The organism is Archangium violaceum, assembly GCF_016887565.1.
GTDB lineage: Bacteria > Myxococcota > Myxococcia > Myxococcales > Myxococcaceae > Archangium > Archangium violaceum_B.
Window position 1 is genome coordinate 10,607,357 of sequence record NZ_CP069396.1, and the last position, 16,508, is coordinate 10,623,864.

The window sequence follows — 16,508 nt, forward strand, 5'->3', positions numbered from 1 at the left end:
CCCCATCCATGCCTGAAGCAGTCAAGACCGAGACCGGCCGGAGCGACAACGCTCCGGTTGGCACCGTCACCTCCGAAGCCGCCAAGAGCGCGGCCGAATTCAAACCCTACATCCCCGCCGAGCGGACGGATGTGCCCGAGTTCACCCCGAAGGCCATCGGCATCGGCGTGCTCTTCGGCATCATCTTCGGCGCCGCCACGGTGTACCTGGCGCTCAAGGCGGGCCTGACCGTCTCGGCCTCCATCCCCATCGCGGTGCTCGCCATCTCGTTGCTCAAGAAGCTCGGTGGCTCGACCATCCTCGAGAACAACGTGGTGCAGACCATCGGCTCGGCGGGCGAGTCCATCGCCGCGGGCGTGGTGTTCACCCTGCCGGGCTTCCTCTTCCTGAGCACCGACAGCAAGGGCTCGAGCTTCTTCGAGTACTGGACCATCTTCACCCTGGCGCTGCTGGGCGGCGTGCTGGGCACGCTGATGATGGTGCCGCTGCGCCGCTCGCTCATCGTGAAGGAGCACGGCAACCTGCCCTACCCCGAGGGCACGGCCTGCGCCTCGGTGCTCATCGCCGGTGAGAAGGGCGGAGACCTGGCGAAGATCGCCTTCCAGGGCGTGGGCTTCGCGTTCGTGTACGCGCTGCTGCAGAAGATCGTCCGGCTCATCGCCGAGACGCCCGCGCTGGTGACGAAGCAGACGAACAAGTTCTTCCCGTCCGCCACGCTCAACGGCGACATCACCCCCGAGTACCTGGGCGTGGGCTACATCGTCGGCCCGAAGATCGCCGGCGTGCTGGTGGCCGGTGGCGTGCTGGCGTGGCTGGGCATCATCCCCCTGCTGGCCTCGGTGGTACCGCCGGACACCATCGCCGCGCAGCTGGTGAAGCTGGGCGAGCTCAAGAGCCTCACGACCGCGGGCGGCTCTGGCGGGTGGGATCCGGTGACGCACACCTTCGCCAACACGGCCACGGCCATCTACCGCGCCTACGTGCGGCAGATCGGCGCGGGCGCGGTGGCGGCGGGCGGCTTCATCACGCTGCTCAAGACGCTGCCCACCATCATCTCGGCCTTCAAGGAGAGCCTGGCGTCGTTCAAGGAGGGCGCTGGCGCGGCCGCGCAGAAGCGCACCGAGAGAGACCTGCCCATCACCTTCGTGCTCTTCGGCAGCGTGGGCCTCATCCTGGTGATGGCGGCCCTGCCCTTCCTGCCGGGCACGGTGTTCGGCCGCCTGCTGCTGGGCGTCCTCATCGTGGTGTTCGGCTTCTTCTTCGTGACGGTGGCCTCGCGCATCGTGGGCATCATCGGCTCGTCGTCCAACCCCATCTCCGGCATGACGATCGCCACGCTGATGGCCACGTGCCTCATCTTCGTGGGCATCGGCTGGACGGGTGACATCTACCAGCCCATGGCGCTGTGCGTGGGTGGCATGGTGTGCATCGCCGCGGCGAACGCGGGCGCCACGTCGCAGGACCTGAAGACGGGCTACCTGGTGGGCGCCACCCCGCGGGCGCAGCAGATCGGTCTGATGATTGGCGCGGTGGCGGCGGCGATCGTCATCGGCCTCACCATGAAGCTGCTGGACACGCCGACCGAGGCCCTGCGGGCCCAGGGCGTGGAGCACATGATCGGCACCCAGGCGTTCCCCGCGCCGCAGGGCACGCTGATGGCCACGCTCATCAAGGGCCTGCTGTCCTTCAACCTGGACTGGCAGTTCGTGCTGGTGGGTGTCTTCCTGTCGGTGACGATGGAGCTGTGCGGCGTCAAGTCGCTGTCCTTCGCGGTGGGCGCCTACCTGCCGCTGTCCACCACCGCGCCCATCTTCGTGGGCGGCGCCATCAAGGGCCTGTCGGACTACATGGCCAGCCGCAAGGGTGAGCACACGGAGGACTCCGAGCTGGGGCCCGGCAACCTCTTCTCCACGGGCCTGGTGGCCGGTGGCGCGCTGGCGGGCGTGGTGGTGGCCATCCTCTCGGTGAACGAGCGCGTCAACGCGGCCATCTCCAAGCTGTCGGTGGAGTCGGCGCTGCACCACGCCGTGGGCGAGAGCGGCTATCACCTGATCGGCGTCCTCGCCTTCGCCTTCATGGGCTTCGTCCTGTACCGCATCTCGCGCAGGCCCAATCCCTCGCACGGTTGATGCCTCGCGGGCCCCCACCCGCCAACCGAGCAGCCTGGAGCGCCCGGTGTGAGTCCCTCCGCCGGGCGTTTCTTTTCCCATGTGTCAAACCCACATGAACCGACATCCCCAGCGCGTCGCGCGGCGGACATTGAGAGGGCTTCGCCTGCTCAGAGCGCGCCTGTCGGTGTAAGATTGCAGCACGGTTGCCACTGACACTTCCGTCGGCACCGGGGGGAAGTCCTCGTGCGGGGAGACAGACATCACGACCCAGGTGCTCCATCCGCCGCGCGCCGGTGCTCCCACGATGTGTGTCCGGACCGGAGCGTGCTCAAATCGCCCCGGAGCCCACGACGGCCCCCCCTCCCCCAGCCCGCCCTCCGCGTCCCCCCGGCATGCGAGGCGGCCCCCCGCCCGACGCCATGACAGCCCTTCCCCTTTCCACGTCCCGTTTCGATGATCTGGCCGAGGGCCTCCTCCAGGTCCAGAACCACGCCCTGCTGCGGGCCATCCTCGACAGCGACACCGAGGGCGTGGTCATCGCCGACGTCACGGGCAAGCTCGTCTACCTGAGCCCCTTCGCCCACAAGCTCACCGGGGTCGCGTCGCTGGATGGGCCTCCACCCCAGTGGAGCGAGAACTACGGCGCGTTCTACCCGGACGCGCGCACGCCGCTGCCCTCGGATCAGCTCCCGCTCTTCCGGGCGCTCCAAGGGGAGGAGCGGCCCGAGGCCGACATCTTCGTGCGCAACGCCATGGTGCCGGAGGGCCAGCACATGCACGTGCGCGCCAGGCCCCTGCGCGACACGAAGGGGCAGCTGGTGGGCGCCATGGTCTTCGTCCGGGACACCGACGGCGAGCGCCGGGCCGAGGCCGAGCAGCGCCGCTCCGAGCAGCGCTTCCGCCTCCTGGTGGATGCCGCCCAGGAAGGGGTGTGGACGATCGATGACGAGAACCGCACCACCTACGTCAACCGCTACCTGGCCCGGATGCTCGGCTACTCGGTCAACGAGATGCTGGGCAAGCACGTCAACGAGTTCATGGACGAGGAGGGCGCCCGGCTCGCCGCCCATAACCTCGAGCTCAGACGCAAGGGGCTCACCGACATCCATGACTTCAAGCTCCAGCGCAAGGACGGCACGCCCGTGTGGACGCTGATGTCGTCCAACCCCATCCACGACGAGGAGGGCCAATACATCGGGGCACTGGCCATGGTCACCGACATCACCCGGCGCCGGGAGGCCGAGGAGAAGGTGCGCCAGCTCAACGAGGACCTGGAGCGCCGCATCGCCGAGCGCACCGCCCAGCTCGAGTTCTCCAACCGCGAGCTGGAGGCCTTCGCCTACTCGGTGGCGCATGACCTGCGCGCGCCCCTGCGCAGCATCTCCAACTTCACGCTGGCGCTGACGGAGGACTGCGCGGACAAGCTCGACACCACAGGACTGGACTACCTCCAGCGCATCCGCGCCTCCTCGCAGCGCATGGCCGAGCTCATCGACGGCATCCTCGCGCTCTCGCGTGTCAACCGCACCGAGTTCGTCGAGGCGGAGGTCAACCTGTCCGCTCTCGCGCGCAACATCTCCGAGCAGCTCCAGCGCTGGCAGCCCCAGCGCACCGTGCGCTTCCTCATCCAGGACGGACTGGTGGACCGGGGGGACGCGCAGCTGCTGCGCTCGGTGTTGGAGAACCTGCTGGGCAACGCCTGGAAGTTCACCCGCGAGCGCCCGGAGGCGGAGATCGAGCTGGGGACCTGTCAGACCGAGGGTGGTACGAGGCGCGTCTACTTCATCCGGGACAACGGGGCCGGCTTCGACATGGAGTACCAGAAGAAGCTCTTCGGCGTCTTCCAGCGCCTGCACACGCAGCAGGAGTTCGAGGGCACTGGCGTGGGACTGGCCACCGTGCAGCGCATCATCCTGCGCCACGGAGGCCGCGTCTGGGGCGAGGGCCGCGTCGGCCAGGGCGCCACCTTCTACTTCACCCTCCACGAGTCCTCCGGCGCCGCGCCGGCCCCTGGCTCGAAGACCTGAACCCGAGGAGCCACCTCCATGTATGAAGCGAGCCAGCGCGTCATTCTTCTCGTCGAGGACAACGCCGACGACGAGCTGATGACCCTGCGGGCCTTCCGCAAGAGCAACATCCACAACCCGGTGGTCGTCGTGCGCGACGGGGCCGAGGCGCTCGACTACCTGTTCATCCAGGGCAAGCACGCGGAGAGGGATCCGAACATCCGGCCCCAGGTGGTGCTGCTGGACCTGCACCTGCCCCGCCTCGACGGTCTGGAGGTGCTGCGGCGCATCCGCACCCACGAGCAGACCCGCACCCTGCCCGTGGTCGTCCTCACCTCCTCGAAGGAGGAGAGGGACCTGGTGGAGAGCTACCAACTGGGCGTCAACAGCTTCGTCCACAAGCCGGTGGACGTCACCGCCTTCTTCGAGGCGGTGCGGCAACTGGGCATGTACTGGCTCGTCCTCAACGAGCTTCCCACCCCGAGAAGGAGTGCGTGATGGCCACGCCACTGCGTCTGCTGCTCATCGAGGACTTCGAGGACGACGCCCTGATGGTGCTGCGTGAGCTGCGGCGCGGCGGCTACGACGTGACGCACACCCGGGTGGAGACGGCCGAGGCGCTGACGCGCGCGCTCGACGCGGGCCCCTGGGACGCCATCATCGCGGACTACGCACTGCCGCGCTTCGACGCGCTGGCCGCCTTCGCCCTGGTGCAGCAGCGGGGACTGGACGTGCCCTTCCTCATCGTCTCCGGGCAGATGGGCGAGGACACGGCGGTGGCCGCCATGAGGGCGGGCGTCCACGACTTCCTGCTCAAGGACCGGCTGGGCCGGCTGGGGCCCGCCGTGGCGCGCGAGCTGCGCGAGGCCGCGGTGCGCGCCGAGCGCCGGAGGATGCAGGAGCAGCTGCTGCTGTCGGACCGGCTGGCCTCGCTGGGGCTGCTCGCGGCCAGCGTGGCGCATGAAATCAACAACCCGCTCGCCTCGCTCATGGCGAACCTGGACTACGTGCTCAACCCCGAGCAGCGCCAGGAGACGGCACGCGTGGCGCCGCTGGCCCCCGAGCAGCAGCAGGCGCTGGACGACTGCATGCAGTGCGCCGAGCGCATCCGGGAGATCATCCGGGACATCAAGGTCTTCTCCCGGCCGGACGACAAGCAGCGCGGCCCGCTGGACGTGCACCGGGTGCTGGACTCGTCGCTGCGGATGGCGTGGAACCACGTCTTCCACCGGGCCCGCATCGTCAAGGATTACGCGGCGCGCACACCGGTGCTCGGCAGCGAGGCCCCGCTGGGCCAGATCTTCCTCAACCTGCTCGTCAACGCCGCCGACGCCATCCCCGAGGGCCAGAGCGACACCCAGGAGATCCGCGTGGTGACGCGCCAGGACGGCACGAGCCACATCCGGGTGGAGATCCACGACACGGGCAAGGGCATCCCCCCGGAGCTGCGCGAGCGCATCTTCGAGCCCTTCTTCACCACCAAGCCGACGGGGGTGGGCACGGGCCTGGGACTGGCCATCTGCCGCCGCCTCATCACGGAGATGGGCGGAGAGCTAGGCGTGGAGAGCGAGCCGGGACGGGGCACCGTGTTCCACATCCGCCTGCCGACGGCGCATGACCTGACCGAGCGGCCTCCACGGCCCACCAGCGACACGGCCCCCCGGCGATGCGTGCTGATCCTCGACGACGAGGCGGTCGTGGCCCGGGCCCTCCAGCGGCTGCTCTCCCCCCAGTGCGAGGTGCTCGTCTTCGTCCAGGGTCCGGAGGCACTGGCGCAGGTGGCCTCGGGCCGGCGCTTCGACGTCATCCTGAGCGATCTGATGATGCCGGAGATGAGCGGCCCCCGGTTCTACGAGGAGCTGGTGCGGCTGGCGCCGGAGCAGGCCCGGCGGGTCATCTTCATGACGGGGGGGGCCTTCACGGAGCAGTCGCGCGCCTTCCTGGCCAGCACGGGTCTGCCCTGCCTCGACAAGCCCATCGACATTCCACGGCTCCGGGCCCTGGTGGCGGCCACCCCCCCGCTGGGCGCCTGGGACACACGTCCTCCATCCACCGCCTGGAGGGCCTGAAGGGCGGACTTCCGATAGATGGCGAACGCTCGCTCCGCCGCCTGTACGACAATGAAGTAGGAACACCGCAATTCAGCGTCAGGTGCATCACGAATGGGCGTCAGGCATCTCAACCTGATGACGATGATGGGTCCGGATTGGGACCTCTGGGGAGGAGCCGATGAGCACAGCCCTGGTAAAACGAGCTTCGGAGCGCGCCGAGGAGGCGCGTGTCGTCGATGCGCGGGAGAACCGCAACAAGGTGCGCCAGGAGCTCGCGCGGAACATGTCCGGACGCTCTCTCGTCGAGCTGTGCCTGGATGTGCCGAGGGGAAGCGCCTCGAACGATGACTCCGAGCGCCTCTTCCTCGCCGGGCTGCAACGGCTGGAGCAGGAGCTGGGAGTGACCCCGGCGGAGATGGGCGAGGACGCGGCGGGCTACTACGGCCTCTTCGTGACGGAGCTGCCCGCGCTGCTGATCCGCCGGAGGGCCAGCCGCATCGAGGAGCAGTCCTCGTGGGATCGCCAGATGAGCATCGAGTGTTACGGCCTCGGCGGGAACCTCGGCGCCACGGGCAGGGTGCCTCGCTCGGCGGTGGGAGCCCCCGCCACGCGGTAGAGCCGGCCCCTATCCGCTCGTGGCCAGCACGCGCACGAGCGGCTCCAGCGCGGCGGAGAACACCTCCGGCGGAGGCAGCAGGGACAGCACCAGGAAGGCCCCGCCGGTGAAGTCGTAGAAGTAGCCCGGCTGCACCCCCACCCCCTCGTCCAGCAGGGCCAGGCACGTGGCCTCCTCGCCAGGCTCCAGGGGAATGCGCAGCACGGTGCTCCACCCGCCATGTGCGGGCACCACGTCCCAGCGGGCATCGCTCGGGCGGGCCTCGAGCAGCAGACGCCGGTTGTCCCGCACCCGCGCCAGCAACGCGGCCTGGAAGAGGGGCGCATGCGCCAGCAACCCGGGGAGGGCGAGCTGCACGGGGGTGTTGACCGGCAGGTACGTGTCCGCCACCAGCTCCAGCCGGGCCAGGGCCTCGTCGCGCACCGCGGCGGGCCCGCCCACGTGCGTCCAGCCCAGCTTGAGGCCCGGCAGCCCCGCCACCTTCGACAGGCCCGAGAGCGAGAAGGTGAGCATGGGCAGCTCGCGCCCGGCCACCGTGGGGACCCGGCCGGGCTCCGCGTCCCAGGCGAAGTCGGAGAACACCTCGTCGGAGAGGAGCGCCAGGCCGGACTCCGCGCACAGCGCGCCGAGGGACTCCAGCTCGCCCTCCTGGAGGAAGTGGCCGGTGGGGTTGCCGGGGTTCACCACGAGCACGGCGCGGGTGCGTGCGTCCCGCGCGGCGGCCACCTCGTCCACGTCCAGGCCGAAACCATGGGCGCGCGGCAGGCGGTAGGTGCGCGTCTCCACGCCCTCCAGGCGCGTGAGGTACTCGAAGAGGGGGTAGCTGGGGGCGGGGACGAGGACGTTGTCCCCGGGCTCGCACAGCAGCTTGAAGAGCCAGCCATAGGACTCGCTGGTGCTCGCGGAGAGGACGAGGTGCTCGGGCGAGACGCGGGCGCCGCGCGTGGCGAGGTAGGCGGCCACGGCCTGACGGGCGGACAGCAGACCCTGGGGCTCGGGCGCATAGCCGAGGGCCTCGACGGAGGCCAGGAGCACGGGCTCGGGGGCGGGCAGGCCCACGCGGGTGGGGTTGGTCTCGGTGAGGTCCAACAGGGGAAGCCCGCGGGCGCGGCGCTCGGCGAGCGCGCGTGCGAGGGGATTCCAGGTGCGGGGAAAGTCGGTCCGGGCGGAGAAGACGCTCACAGACCGGTCTGCAGCATGGCGGAGGCGACGCGGCGGATCAGCTCGCGGCGGATCTCCTGGCGGCAGTGCTCGACGGCCTTCGGATGGGGGTCCGGCAACGAGCCCTTGCGCGTGCGGATGGCGGTACGGACCACGAGCTCGACCTTGGCCGGCTCGATGTGGAAGAGCCGGTGGCCCTCCTTCTGAAGGAAGTAGGAGAGACCGCGCGCATCGAGGAGCTTGTGGAAATACCGCCTGGCATCGGCGAGGAGCGAGAGGTCGATGATGTCCGCCATTCGCCCGGCGTTCTCGCTCGGATCGAAACATGCGTCCATTTCGCGGCCGGGAGGCACGAAAACTTGCACTCCCGCGAGCATTTGGATCGCGCCGGAGGCCGATTTACCGGCCTCGCGCGCGTTTGGTGCCCTCGGAAGACAGCCAGCGGGCGACGAGTGGAGCGAGTGCCTTGCGGAAGGCCGCGTGACGGCGGCGAGGCTCCACCAGGTAGGGCACGGGGCCGAGGACCTGGACGCCGTGGCGCTCGGAGATGAGAGCGGGGTTGTCGCGCTCGGAGGGGTCGCGAGAGGGAGTGCTCCGGGAGAGGAGGACGGCCGCGACAGGGATGTTGCGCGCGGCGAGGGCCTCCAGGGACAGGGCGGTGTGGTTGAGCGTGCCCAGGCCCGCGCGGGCGACGAGCAGGACGGGAAGACGCAGGGTGGAGATGAGGTCGATGACGTCGTGGGAGGAGTCGAGTGGAACGAAGAGACCGCCAGCGCCCTCGACGACCACGGAGCCGTGCCGCAGCTGCTCCCATGCGGCGAGCGTGGTGTTCCAATCAGGCTCGCGGCCGAGGCGGCGCGCGGCGATGCCCGGGGCCAGGGGAGCGCGAAAACGGTGGGGGCAGACGAGGTCCAGGGGCAACTCACTCCGGGCGGCCTCGCGAAGGGAGAGGGCGTCCGAGGGAGCGGAGAGCGAGGAGCACCCGCTCTCATAGGGCTTGAACCCCTGGGGAGAGAGCCCGGCATCGGCGAGCAGGGACAACAGGGCGCGAGAGACCTGTGTCTTCCCGACACCGGTATCCGTGCCAGTGACGAAGAAACGAGCCCCCCTCCCCTCTCCCTTCGGGAGAGGGACGGGGTGAGGGTAGCGAGAACCACGGGTTGCCACGAGACCTCCCACTTGGACGACTCAGAGCCCGAGCGAGCGCAGCCCCTGGAGGGCGAGGTCCACATGGCCCTCGGTGTGCGCGGCGGAGAGACAGAACCGGAGGCGGCTGGTGCCCTCGGGGACGGTGGGAGGGCGGATGGCCTTCACGAGCAGACCGCGGGCGCGCAAGGCGCGGGAGGCCGCCACGGCCACACCGGGCTCGCCGACAATGACAGGGAAGATGGCGCTGCGGGGCTCGGCGGCGAAGCCGAGGGAGCGCAGGCCGTCGGAGAAGCGGCGGATGTTGCGCCACAGACGAGCGCGCAGGGCGTCATCGCGCTCGACGATGTCGACGGCGGCCTCGGCGGCGGCGCAGAGGGCGGCGGGGAGCGCGGTCGAGAAGACGAGGGGCCGGGCGCGGTTGAGGACGAGCTCCACCACGGGGCGGGAGGCGCAGATATACGCGCCCAGACCCCCGAGGGCCTTGCTCAAGGTGCCCATGCGGACGTCGACGGCATGCTCGAGCCCGAGCTCCTCGCACAGACCGGCGCCACGGGAGCCCAGGACGCCGGTGCCATGGGCCTCGTCGACGAGGAGGGCGGCGTCATGGGCGCGGCAGACGGAGACGAGCTCCCGGAGGGGAGCGTAATCCCCATCCATGGAGAACACGGAGTCGGTGACGACGAGCCTGCGGCGAGCGGGGGTGGAGGAGAGAGCCTGGTCCAGGGCCTCGACGTTGGCGTGGGGGTAGACGACGACGCGAGCGCGGGAGATGCGGCAGCCGTCGATGAGGGAGGCGTGGTTGAGGGCGTCGGAGAAGACAGCGTCCTCGGGGCCGACGAGGGCCTGGATGGTGCCGACGTTGGCGGCGAAGCCGGAGTTGAAGAGAAGTGCGGCCTCCGAGCGTTCGAAGGAAGCGAGACGGGCCTCGAGACGCTGGTGGGCGGAGGTATCGCCGACGACGAGACGACTGGCGCCGGAGCCGACGCCATGGGACTCCAGGGCGGCGGAGGCGGCGGCGCGGACGGTGGGAGACGAAGCGAGGCCCAGGTAATCGTTGGAAGCGAAATTGACGAGCGTCTCCCCACCCATGCGAACGAGAGGACCCTGGGGAGAGTCGAGGGGCTCGAGGAACCGCCGCAGGCCACGAGAGGAGAGGGAGTCCATGTCCTCCCGGGCCCAAGCCGTGGCCACCGTGGAAGCCCCCTCTCCCTCTGGGAGAGGGCTGGGGTGAGGGTCTACGCCCGCGGGAACAGGGCCAGGGATGCGCATCACCTGGAGGTATCCGGCTCCAGGGGGCGGATGCCGGCCTTCTCGAGGAGGGCCATGTCCTGGGAGTACTCGGGGTTACCGGTGGTGAGGAGCTTCTCGCCGAAGAAGAGGGAGTTGGCACCGGCGAGCATGCACAGGAGCTGGGCCTCCTCGTTCATCTGCATGCGGCCGGCGGACAGACGGACCATGGCGAGGGGCATGAGCAGACGGGCGGTGGCGATGGTGCGGACCATCTCGACGGTCTGGACGGGCTTCTGGTCCTGGAGGGGGGTGCCCTTGACGGCGACGAGGGCGTTGATGGGAACGGACTCGGGATGGACCTCCTGGTTGGCGAGGGTGAGGAGGAGCTTGCAGCGGTCCTCGACGGACTCACCGAGGCCGATGATGCCGCCGGAGCAGACGGAGATGCCGGCGCCGCGGACGCGCTCGAGGGTGTCGAGCCGGTCCTGGTAGGTGCGGGTGGAGATGATGTCGCCGTACTTCTCCTCGGAGGTATCGAGGTTGTGGTTGTAGGCGGAGAGGCCGGCCTCCTTGAGACGCCGGGCCTGACTCTCGGTGAGCATGCCGAGGGTGGCGCAGGCCTCCATGCCGAGCGACTTCACCCCGCGGACCATCTCCAGGACGCTGTCGAACTGGGGGCCGTCCTTCACCTCGCGCCAGGCGGCGCCCATGCAGAAGCGGGTGGCGCCGGCGGAGCGGGCCTTGGAGGCGGCGTCCAGGACGGAGCGAACGGACATGAGCTTCTCGGCCTCGAGGCCGGTGTCCTTGTGGTAGCGGGCGGCCTGGGGGCAGTAGCCGCAGTCCTCGGGGCAGCCGCCGGTCTTGATGGACAGGAGCGAGCACAGCTGCACCTTGTTGTCCTGGAAGACGGCGCGGTGGACGGACTGGGCCTTGTGGACGAGCTCCAGCAGGGGCAGCTCGTAGAGGGCGCGCACCTCGGGGAGCGTCCAGTCGTGGCGGACGACGACACCCGCGGGAGGCGCGGCGAAGTGGGCGTGACCGTGAAAGTCGTGGGCGGCGGAGTCGGACATGGGCTCCTCGGGGGTAGATGGAGCGCGCAAGGTGCGTGGATGGCCAGCCCTTGTCAACCACGCAGCGCGCCTGGGTTGACGACACCCGCCCCCGAGGAGGAGGGACCCGGAGAGGCAGGGAGAGCAACAGCCCCCTGCCCTACCGGGTCCCGGACATCAGGCGTGGATGCGCCGCCCCCGGCCAGCGAATCCCACGAGGGCTAGAACCACGATGGCGCCTACCACGGACATGATGAGGCCCGAGGGGTGCAGGTCGAAAACGCGGCGACCAGGCGAGAAGAGCGCACCGATGAAACCACCGACGAACGAGCCCACGATACCCAGGAGCATCGTCGCGATGAGACCCATGGACTGACGACCCGGCATGAGAGCGCGCGCGAGCAGACCCGCGACCAGACCCACCACGATGAACCAGATGATGCTCATCTCCGTTCTCCCTTCTTCGGAAGCCGCGGAGTGCGGCCCCAGTTGGAAGCAAACGTGGTGAGCCCTCCCCCCGGGCACAACTTGACGGAGGGTGCCGGGATGGGCACCCCCGTCTGCCCGCTCGCTCTCCGGACGGCCCGAGGGGGGAGAGCGGGCAGGCGTGCGGCGGGAAAGCGGGGAAACGTCGGTGGGGTGAGATAGAGAAGAGGCTCCATGGCGAAGGCGAAGACGCACTACACGTGTCAGGCGTGCGGGTACCAGTCGGCGAAGTGGTTGGGGAAGTGCCCCGACTGCGGCGCGTGGAGCTCGCTGGTGGAGGAGACCGAGGCGAAGGTGGACGAGAAGCGCCCGGCGTGGGGGGCGTCGGGAGGGGCGTCCAAGCCGGTGCGGCTGCGTGAGGTGAGCGGCGAGCAGGAGGAGCGCCGCAAGACGGGCATCGCCGAGTTCGACCGGGTGCTGGGAGGCGGGGTGGTGGACGGCTCGCTGGTGCTGCTGGGAGGAGACCCGGGCATCGGCAAGTCCACGCTGCTGCTGTCGGCGCTGGACAGGCTGGGCCGAGGAGGCCCGGTGCTGTACGTGTCGGGCGAGGAGTCGCTGCGGCAGACGAAGATGAGGGCCGAGCGGCTGCGGGTGGAGAGCGCGGACATCCACCTGTTCGCGGAGACGGACGCGGACCGGGTGCTGACGGTGGCCGAGGGCCTCAAGCCCCGGGCGCTGGTGGTGGACTCCATCCAGACGATGTACCTGCCGGAGCTGGGCAGCGCGCCGGGGAGCATCTCGCAGGTAAGGGAGGTGGCGGGGCGCTTCATGGCCTTCGCCAAGCGCAGTGGGGTGCCCACGTTCCTGGTGGGGCACGTGACGAAGGAGGGCTCGATCGCGGGCCCGCGCGTGCTGGAGCACATGGTGGACACCGTCCTCTACTTCGAGGGCGAGCGAGGCCACCCGTTCCGGATTTTGAGGGCGCACAAGAACCGCTTCGGCTCGACGAACGAGATTGGCGTCTTCGAGATGAAGGGGGCGGGGCTGATGGAGGTGCCGGACCCCTCGGCGCTCTTCCTGGCCGAGCGCCCGGCGGGCAAGGCGGGCAGCGTGGTGACGTGCACGCTCAATGGCACGAGGCCGCTGCTGGTGGAGGTGCAGGCGCTGGTGGCGCCCACGGGCTACGGCACGGCGCGGCGCACGGCGATTGGCGTGGATGGCAACCGGGTGGCGCTGCTGGCGGCGGTGCTGGAGAAGAAGGAGGACATCCCGCTGGTGGGGTGCGACCTCTTCGTGAACGTGGCGGGAGGCATGCAGCTGTCGGAGCCGGCGTGCGACCTGGCGGTGTGCGCGGCGCTGGTGAGCAGCCTGCAGAACCGGCCCCTGGAGGCGCACACGCTGGTGCTGGGCGAGGTGGGCCTGGCGGGCGAGGTGCGCGCGGTGGGCCAGGTGGAGCCGAGGCTGGCCGAGGCGGCGAAGATGGGCTTCCAGCGGGCCATCATCCCCAAGGGGAGCGCGAGGCGACTGGAGGACACGAAGCTGGAGGTGGTGGGCGTGGAGACGCTCTCCGAGGCCCTGGGAGCGATGTTCGACTGAAGGCGTGGTCTGGCGCTTCACGTGAGACTGGCCGCCCGCGACCCGTTCCGGTAGGTTGTGCCGCACCATGCGGAAACTCCTACTTTTGCGGTCTACCCGTCTCCTGGTCCTCCTGGCCTCCGGAGCCATGGCCAGGGAGGGCAAGGAGCATGCGCCCAACGAGAGGACGCTCATCCTCTCGGAGCACCCGAGGAGCGAGGCTTCCAAGGTGTACGTTGGAGGCCGCATCTCCACCGTGCTGCGCTTCGAGAAGCCGTGTGATCCCGAGCGGACGAAGATGCTGGGGTGGGAAGGGCACTTCGAGCCGTTGCTCTGCGGCGGCAGGTCGGTGGTTCTCTACCCTCTGCGCGATCTCACGCCAGAGGACCGGTTCATGCTGATGGTGACACTCACGGACGGGACGGAGATCCCCTTCATGGTCACCGCGCATCGGCAGACCTATTTCGACCGTGAGATCGACCAACAGGTGAACGTCTTCGCGAACCGTGAGGGATACGACGCGGTGCTCTCATCTCTGTATCGCGCGCTCGATAGCGAGCGGGAGCTGCGCGAGGAGAACGAGCGCCATCGCAAGGAAGAGAACTCGGTTGACCATGCCTACGCCACGCTGCTGGCCAACGGAGAGGTGAAACAAGCGCCCTTCCGTCCGAAGAAGACCATCCTCCTCAAGGATGGGGACACGACCGTGGTGGTCGAACTCTTTTCAGGGAAAGAAAAGGGGAAAGCAGCCGTGTTGGTAACGCTCACCAACGCATATTCCAACGAGCCGTGGAGACTTGGAGAGGCTCGCCTCACCTCCGATTTGACCCCACGCACGGCCAAACCGTTCGCGCTTCGCATGAACCAGGCCGAGATAGCCCCCGGTACGACAGGAAGAATCGCGGTCGTAGCGGACAAGAGTGCTTTTGCTTCGGGGCAAGGGTTTGCTGATTTGACCTTGGAGATATTCCGAGCCGATGGGTCTCAACAGGTGGCAGTTTCCTTGGACCACAGTCTCGCGATTGAGTAGGAGAACGGTCATTTCATGCCGAAGGTGTTCTTTTTCTCCGCCCTCATCCTGCTCTGTACCGCTGTCGGCTGTGCCACGACCACGGCAAACGTAGCTCTGCGCCCGGATGGAACTCCTGGCCCGGAAGAGTGCCCGGCCGAAGCCCATAAGGCGATGGGGTATGTGCGGCTGCATGTCGGAGACGCGGCTCTTGCGGAACTCGATGCCAATCAGGTGGGTGCGCAGCCCATCACGCTTTATGATGGTCCCATCGAGAGCGTCTTGGATGACAGCCTGGGAACGTTCGAAGCGGCGACCCGCTTGTACGGACGGGTCTGGACGAGTGGGCCCCAAGTCGTCATCCGGTACTACGAAGCCCATCCCCCTGGCGGCGAGAAGGTCCCTATCTGCGCAGTGGCCCGGCTCGGAAATGGCCAACTCAGGAAGCGTCCCGAATCGAAGCCTGGGACCGCCATCCTCGACTTCTCCGTTGCATCTGTGTTCGTCGTCGACTCGTTCCGGTGATTCGCCAGGGCCTCAAACGATTGGAGCTTCCTATTGCTGCCCAAGTTCATAATCCCAATTGTGTAACAGCCAGATCAGATCCGACGGACATGCACCGGAAACCCGCTCGAACGACCACGGATCGAGCGTGTTGAGCCGCTCTCGCTGAAAGGATGGATCAGCCACCACATCCCGGTGATTCAACTTGCCGGCATGCGCGAGCGCCAGAGGCATCTGCCGGAAGATAGCCTCGATACACTCTGCCCGCGTTGCCCGTCCCATGCGCTCCGCCGCAGCATCCAGACGCAAGCGCACCGAAGCTTCGCCCCCTGGACACCACGCATCCATGGCCCAGCCACAAGAAGCGCCCATCAGTTCCTCCAGGGAATGCGCTACCCCAAGAGTCTTGAAGAGGTAGCGCACGGATTGGAGTTGCTCCCAGAAGCGCAATACCGCGCGCAAACGCAGCACCGTGCGCTCCACGCTCCTCGGAGCATCCGGCGAAACCGCGAAGTACAGCGCGCCCCAGGCCGTCTCGCGAAAGAAAGCCTCGTAAGCATCCCTGGCAGGGAATACGTTCTGCCCATCCAGGGCGTCGGACAACCCACTCATGACATCCGACACCATGTACAACCGCCAGGTGGGACGCTCGTGTTGGAAATCCACCACCCCGTGCGCTACCACGACCTCGCCCGCGGGAACATCTAGCATCTGCCGAGGAGCAGGAAATGTACCGCCCGCGCGGTACTGCTCGCCACATCGCAAGCCCTCCCTCTTCGTCTTCTGCTGCACCGAGCGAAAGGTGCCATGCAGGAAGGACGGCAGTTGCAGCGAAGAGGATTGTCCTGGATCCATGGAGAGAGTCCTATCAAAGCGGGTCCTCAGCGAGGAAGGGAGATTCTGGCGGCGGCCGGTACCTGGGCCGGTGGGGCCGCAGTGGGTGGCGGTCTCGCAGGGAAGAGGATGACCTGTCCACCCTGCTGGACTGGCGGCTGCTGCCCACCCGTTCCCGAACCCATTTGGCCTAGAATCGCGCCCCAGAAAACCGCCGTCGCAGTGTTACCGATGATCTCAATGACAATGCCCACGGCCCCACTAAACGTGGCGAGCTTCTCGCGCCGGCTGACCATGCCCTCCACGGCTTGAGCCACCCACCCGCCGTATTGCCGCATCTCCTGCTCGGTGAGATTCACCCATTGCCCGGCCTCGTACGCCGCCGCCTGGGACTCGAAGCGCTGCTGGCTGCGAGTCCAATGGTACTGAACCACTCCGGGCTCAGGGTTCTTCCACTGCAGGCGCCAGATGTATTGCCCTCCCGCGAAATGAATCAGGATTTCTCCCTCGAAGTCCGTGCCACCCATGAAACGTCTACCGGCCGGGATGGCTCGGTTCAGCGCGGCCAGGTAGGTCCGAGCCTCCTCGCGACCTTCCTGAAGGCCCTGCTCATTCCAGGGTTTGACCTCGAAGAAGGCGCAGGAGCGAAGTATCGGTGATGTCCGGGCGGAGATTGCGTTCGCCTGGGAGAACACGAGACAAGTCCCCGAGCCTCGCTTTCTCAAGGATGGCATTTATTGTCTCCTTGTTGTAATAGGCTTCGCTCAAAGGATGATTCACTTTATAC

16 protein-coding genes are annotated in these 16,508 nt (G+C 68.2%); 8 read left to right on the top strand and 8 right to left on the bottom strand.

Going from position 1 to position 16,508, the window contains the following annotated elements; genetic code table 11:
* The first annotated feature begins 8 nt into the window (after positions 1 to 8).
* The 5 genes from JRI60_RS42175 to JRI60_RS42195 all read left to right on the top strand — a co-directional run bounded on the left by JRI60_RS42175 (position 9) and on the right by JRI60_RS42195 (position 6,784).
* Positions 9 to 2,129, top strand: coding sequence for an OPT family oligopeptide transporter (locus JRI60_RS42175; RefSeq protein WP_204221715.1), 2,121 nt, complete (start codon positions 9 to 11; stop codon positions 2,127 to 2,129).
* A 401-nt stretch (positions 2,130 to 2,530) separates the two neighbouring features.
* Positions 2,531 to 4,138 (top strand): sensor histidine kinase, encoded by a 1,608-nt coding sequence (locus JRI60_RS42180; RefSeq protein WP_204221716.1) that lies wholly within the window; start codon positions 2,531 to 2,533, stop codon positions 4,136 to 4,138.
* 18 nt (positions 4,139 to 4,156) lie between these two features.
* On the top strand, positions 4,157 to 4,615 hold the full coding sequence (locus JRI60_RS42185; RefSeq protein ID WP_204221717.1) for a response regulator: 459 nt from the start codon (positions 4,157 to 4,159) through the stop codon (positions 4,613 to 4,615).
* A complete protein-coding gene (locus JRI60_RS42190; protein ID WP_204221718.1) occupies positions 4,615 to 6,186 on the top strand; it encodes an ATP-binding protein in 1,572 nt (523 codons plus the stop codon). Before JRI60_RS42185 ends, JRI60_RS42190 begins: the two co-directional genes overlap by 1 nt.
* Before the next feature lie 160 nt (positions 6,187 to 6,346).
* Positions 6,347 to 6,784, top strand: coding sequence for a citrate lyase holo-[acyl-carrier protein] synthase (locus JRI60_RS42195; RefSeq protein ID WP_204221719.1), 438 nt, complete (start codon positions 6,347 to 6,349; stop codon positions 6,782 to 6,784).
* Positions 6,785 to 6,793: 9 nt separating this feature from the next.
* Here the strand turns inward: JRI60_RS42195 and JRI60_RS42200 are convergent, their stop codons facing one another.
* From JRI60_RS42200 to JRI60_RS42225, 6 genes are all read right to left on the bottom strand, one after another.
* Complete coding sequence (locus JRI60_RS42200; RefSeq protein ID WP_204221720.1) at positions 6,794 to 7,966, bottom strand: pyridoxal phosphate-dependent aminotransferase; 1,173 nt, start codon at positions 7,964 to 7,966, stop codon at positions 6,794 to 6,796.
* Positions 7,963 to 8,280 (bottom strand): hypothetical protein, encoded by a 318-nt coding sequence (locus JRI60_RS42205; protein WP_239470048.1) that lies wholly within the window; start codon positions 8,278 to 8,280, stop codon positions 7,963 to 7,965. The genes JRI60_RS42200 and JRI60_RS42205 overlap by 4 nt, the downstream gene beginning before the upstream one ends.
* A gap of 64 nt (positions 8,281 to 8,344) precedes the next feature.
* Positions 8,345 to 8,986 carry a dethiobiotin synthase gene (bioD, locus tag JRI60_RS42210; RefSeq protein ID WP_239470049.1) on the bottom strand — a complete coding sequence of 214 codons (642 nt, stop codon included), beginning with the start codon at positions 8,984 to 8,986 and terminating at the stop codon, positions 8,345 to 8,347.
* Positions 8,987 to 9,133: 147 nt separating this feature from the next.
* Complete coding sequence (gene bioF, locus JRI60_RS42215) at positions 9,134 to 10,258, bottom strand: 8-amino-7-oxononanoate synthase (RefSeq protein WP_239470050.1); 1,125 nt, start codon at positions 10,256 to 10,258, stop codon at positions 9,134 to 9,136.
* A 104-nt stretch (positions 10,259 to 10,362) separates the two neighbouring features.
* Positions 10,363 to 11,394, bottom strand: coding sequence for a biotin synthase BioB (gene bioB, locus JRI60_RS42220; RefSeq protein WP_204221722.1), 1,032 nt, complete (start codon positions 11,392 to 11,394; stop codon positions 10,363 to 10,365).
* Positions 11,395 to 11,550: 156 nt separating this feature from the next.
* Positions 11,551 to 11,820 (bottom strand): GlsB/YeaQ/YmgE family stress response membrane protein, encoded by a 270-nt coding sequence (locus JRI60_RS42225; RefSeq protein WP_204221723.1) that lies wholly within the window; start codon positions 11,818 to 11,820, stop codon positions 11,551 to 11,553.
* A 213-nt stretch (positions 11,821 to 12,033) separates the two neighbouring features.
* Between JRI60_RS42225 and radA the strand changes: the two genes are divergently transcribed.
* The 3 genes from radA to JRI60_RS42240 all read left to right on the top strand — a co-directional run bounded on the left by radA (position 12,034) and on the right by JRI60_RS42240 (position 14,908).
* A complete protein-coding gene (gene radA / locus JRI60_RS42230) occupies positions 12,034 to 13,395 on the top strand; it encodes a DNA repair protein RadA (protein WP_204221724.1) in 1,362 nt (453 codons plus the stop codon).
* Positions 13,396 to 13,522: 127 nt separating this feature from the next.
* Complete coding sequence (locus JRI60_RS42235; RefSeq protein WP_239470051.1) at positions 13,523 to 14,404, top strand: DUF2381 family protein; 882 nt, start codon at positions 13,523 to 13,525, stop codon at positions 14,402 to 14,404.
* A 15-nt stretch (positions 14,405 to 14,419) separates the two neighbouring features.
* Positions 14,420 to 14,908, top strand: a complete 489-nt coding sequence (locus tag JRI60_RS42240; RefSeq protein ID WP_204221726.1) for a serine/threonine protein kinase — start codon at positions 14,420 to 14,422, stop codon at positions 14,906 to 14,908.
* Between the two features lie 30 nt (positions 14,909 to 14,938).
* On the opposite strand, the gene JRI60_RS42245 is transcribed toward JRI60_RS42240, so the two are convergent.
* Together JRI60_RS42245 and JRI60_RS42250 are read right to left on the bottom strand one after the other, a co-directional pair.
* Positions 14,939 to 15,742, bottom strand: a complete 804-nt coding sequence (locus tag JRI60_RS42245; RefSeq protein WP_204221727.1) for a hypothetical protein — start codon at positions 15,740 to 15,742, stop codon at positions 14,939 to 14,941.
* A 26-nt stretch (positions 15,743 to 15,768) separates the two neighbouring features.
* Positions 15,769 to 16,416, bottom strand: a complete 648-nt coding sequence (locus JRI60_RS42250) for a hypothetical protein (RefSeq protein WP_204221728.1) — start codon at positions 16,414 to 16,416, stop codon at positions 15,769 to 15,771.
* Positions 16,417 to 16,508 lie beyond the last annotated feature (92 nt).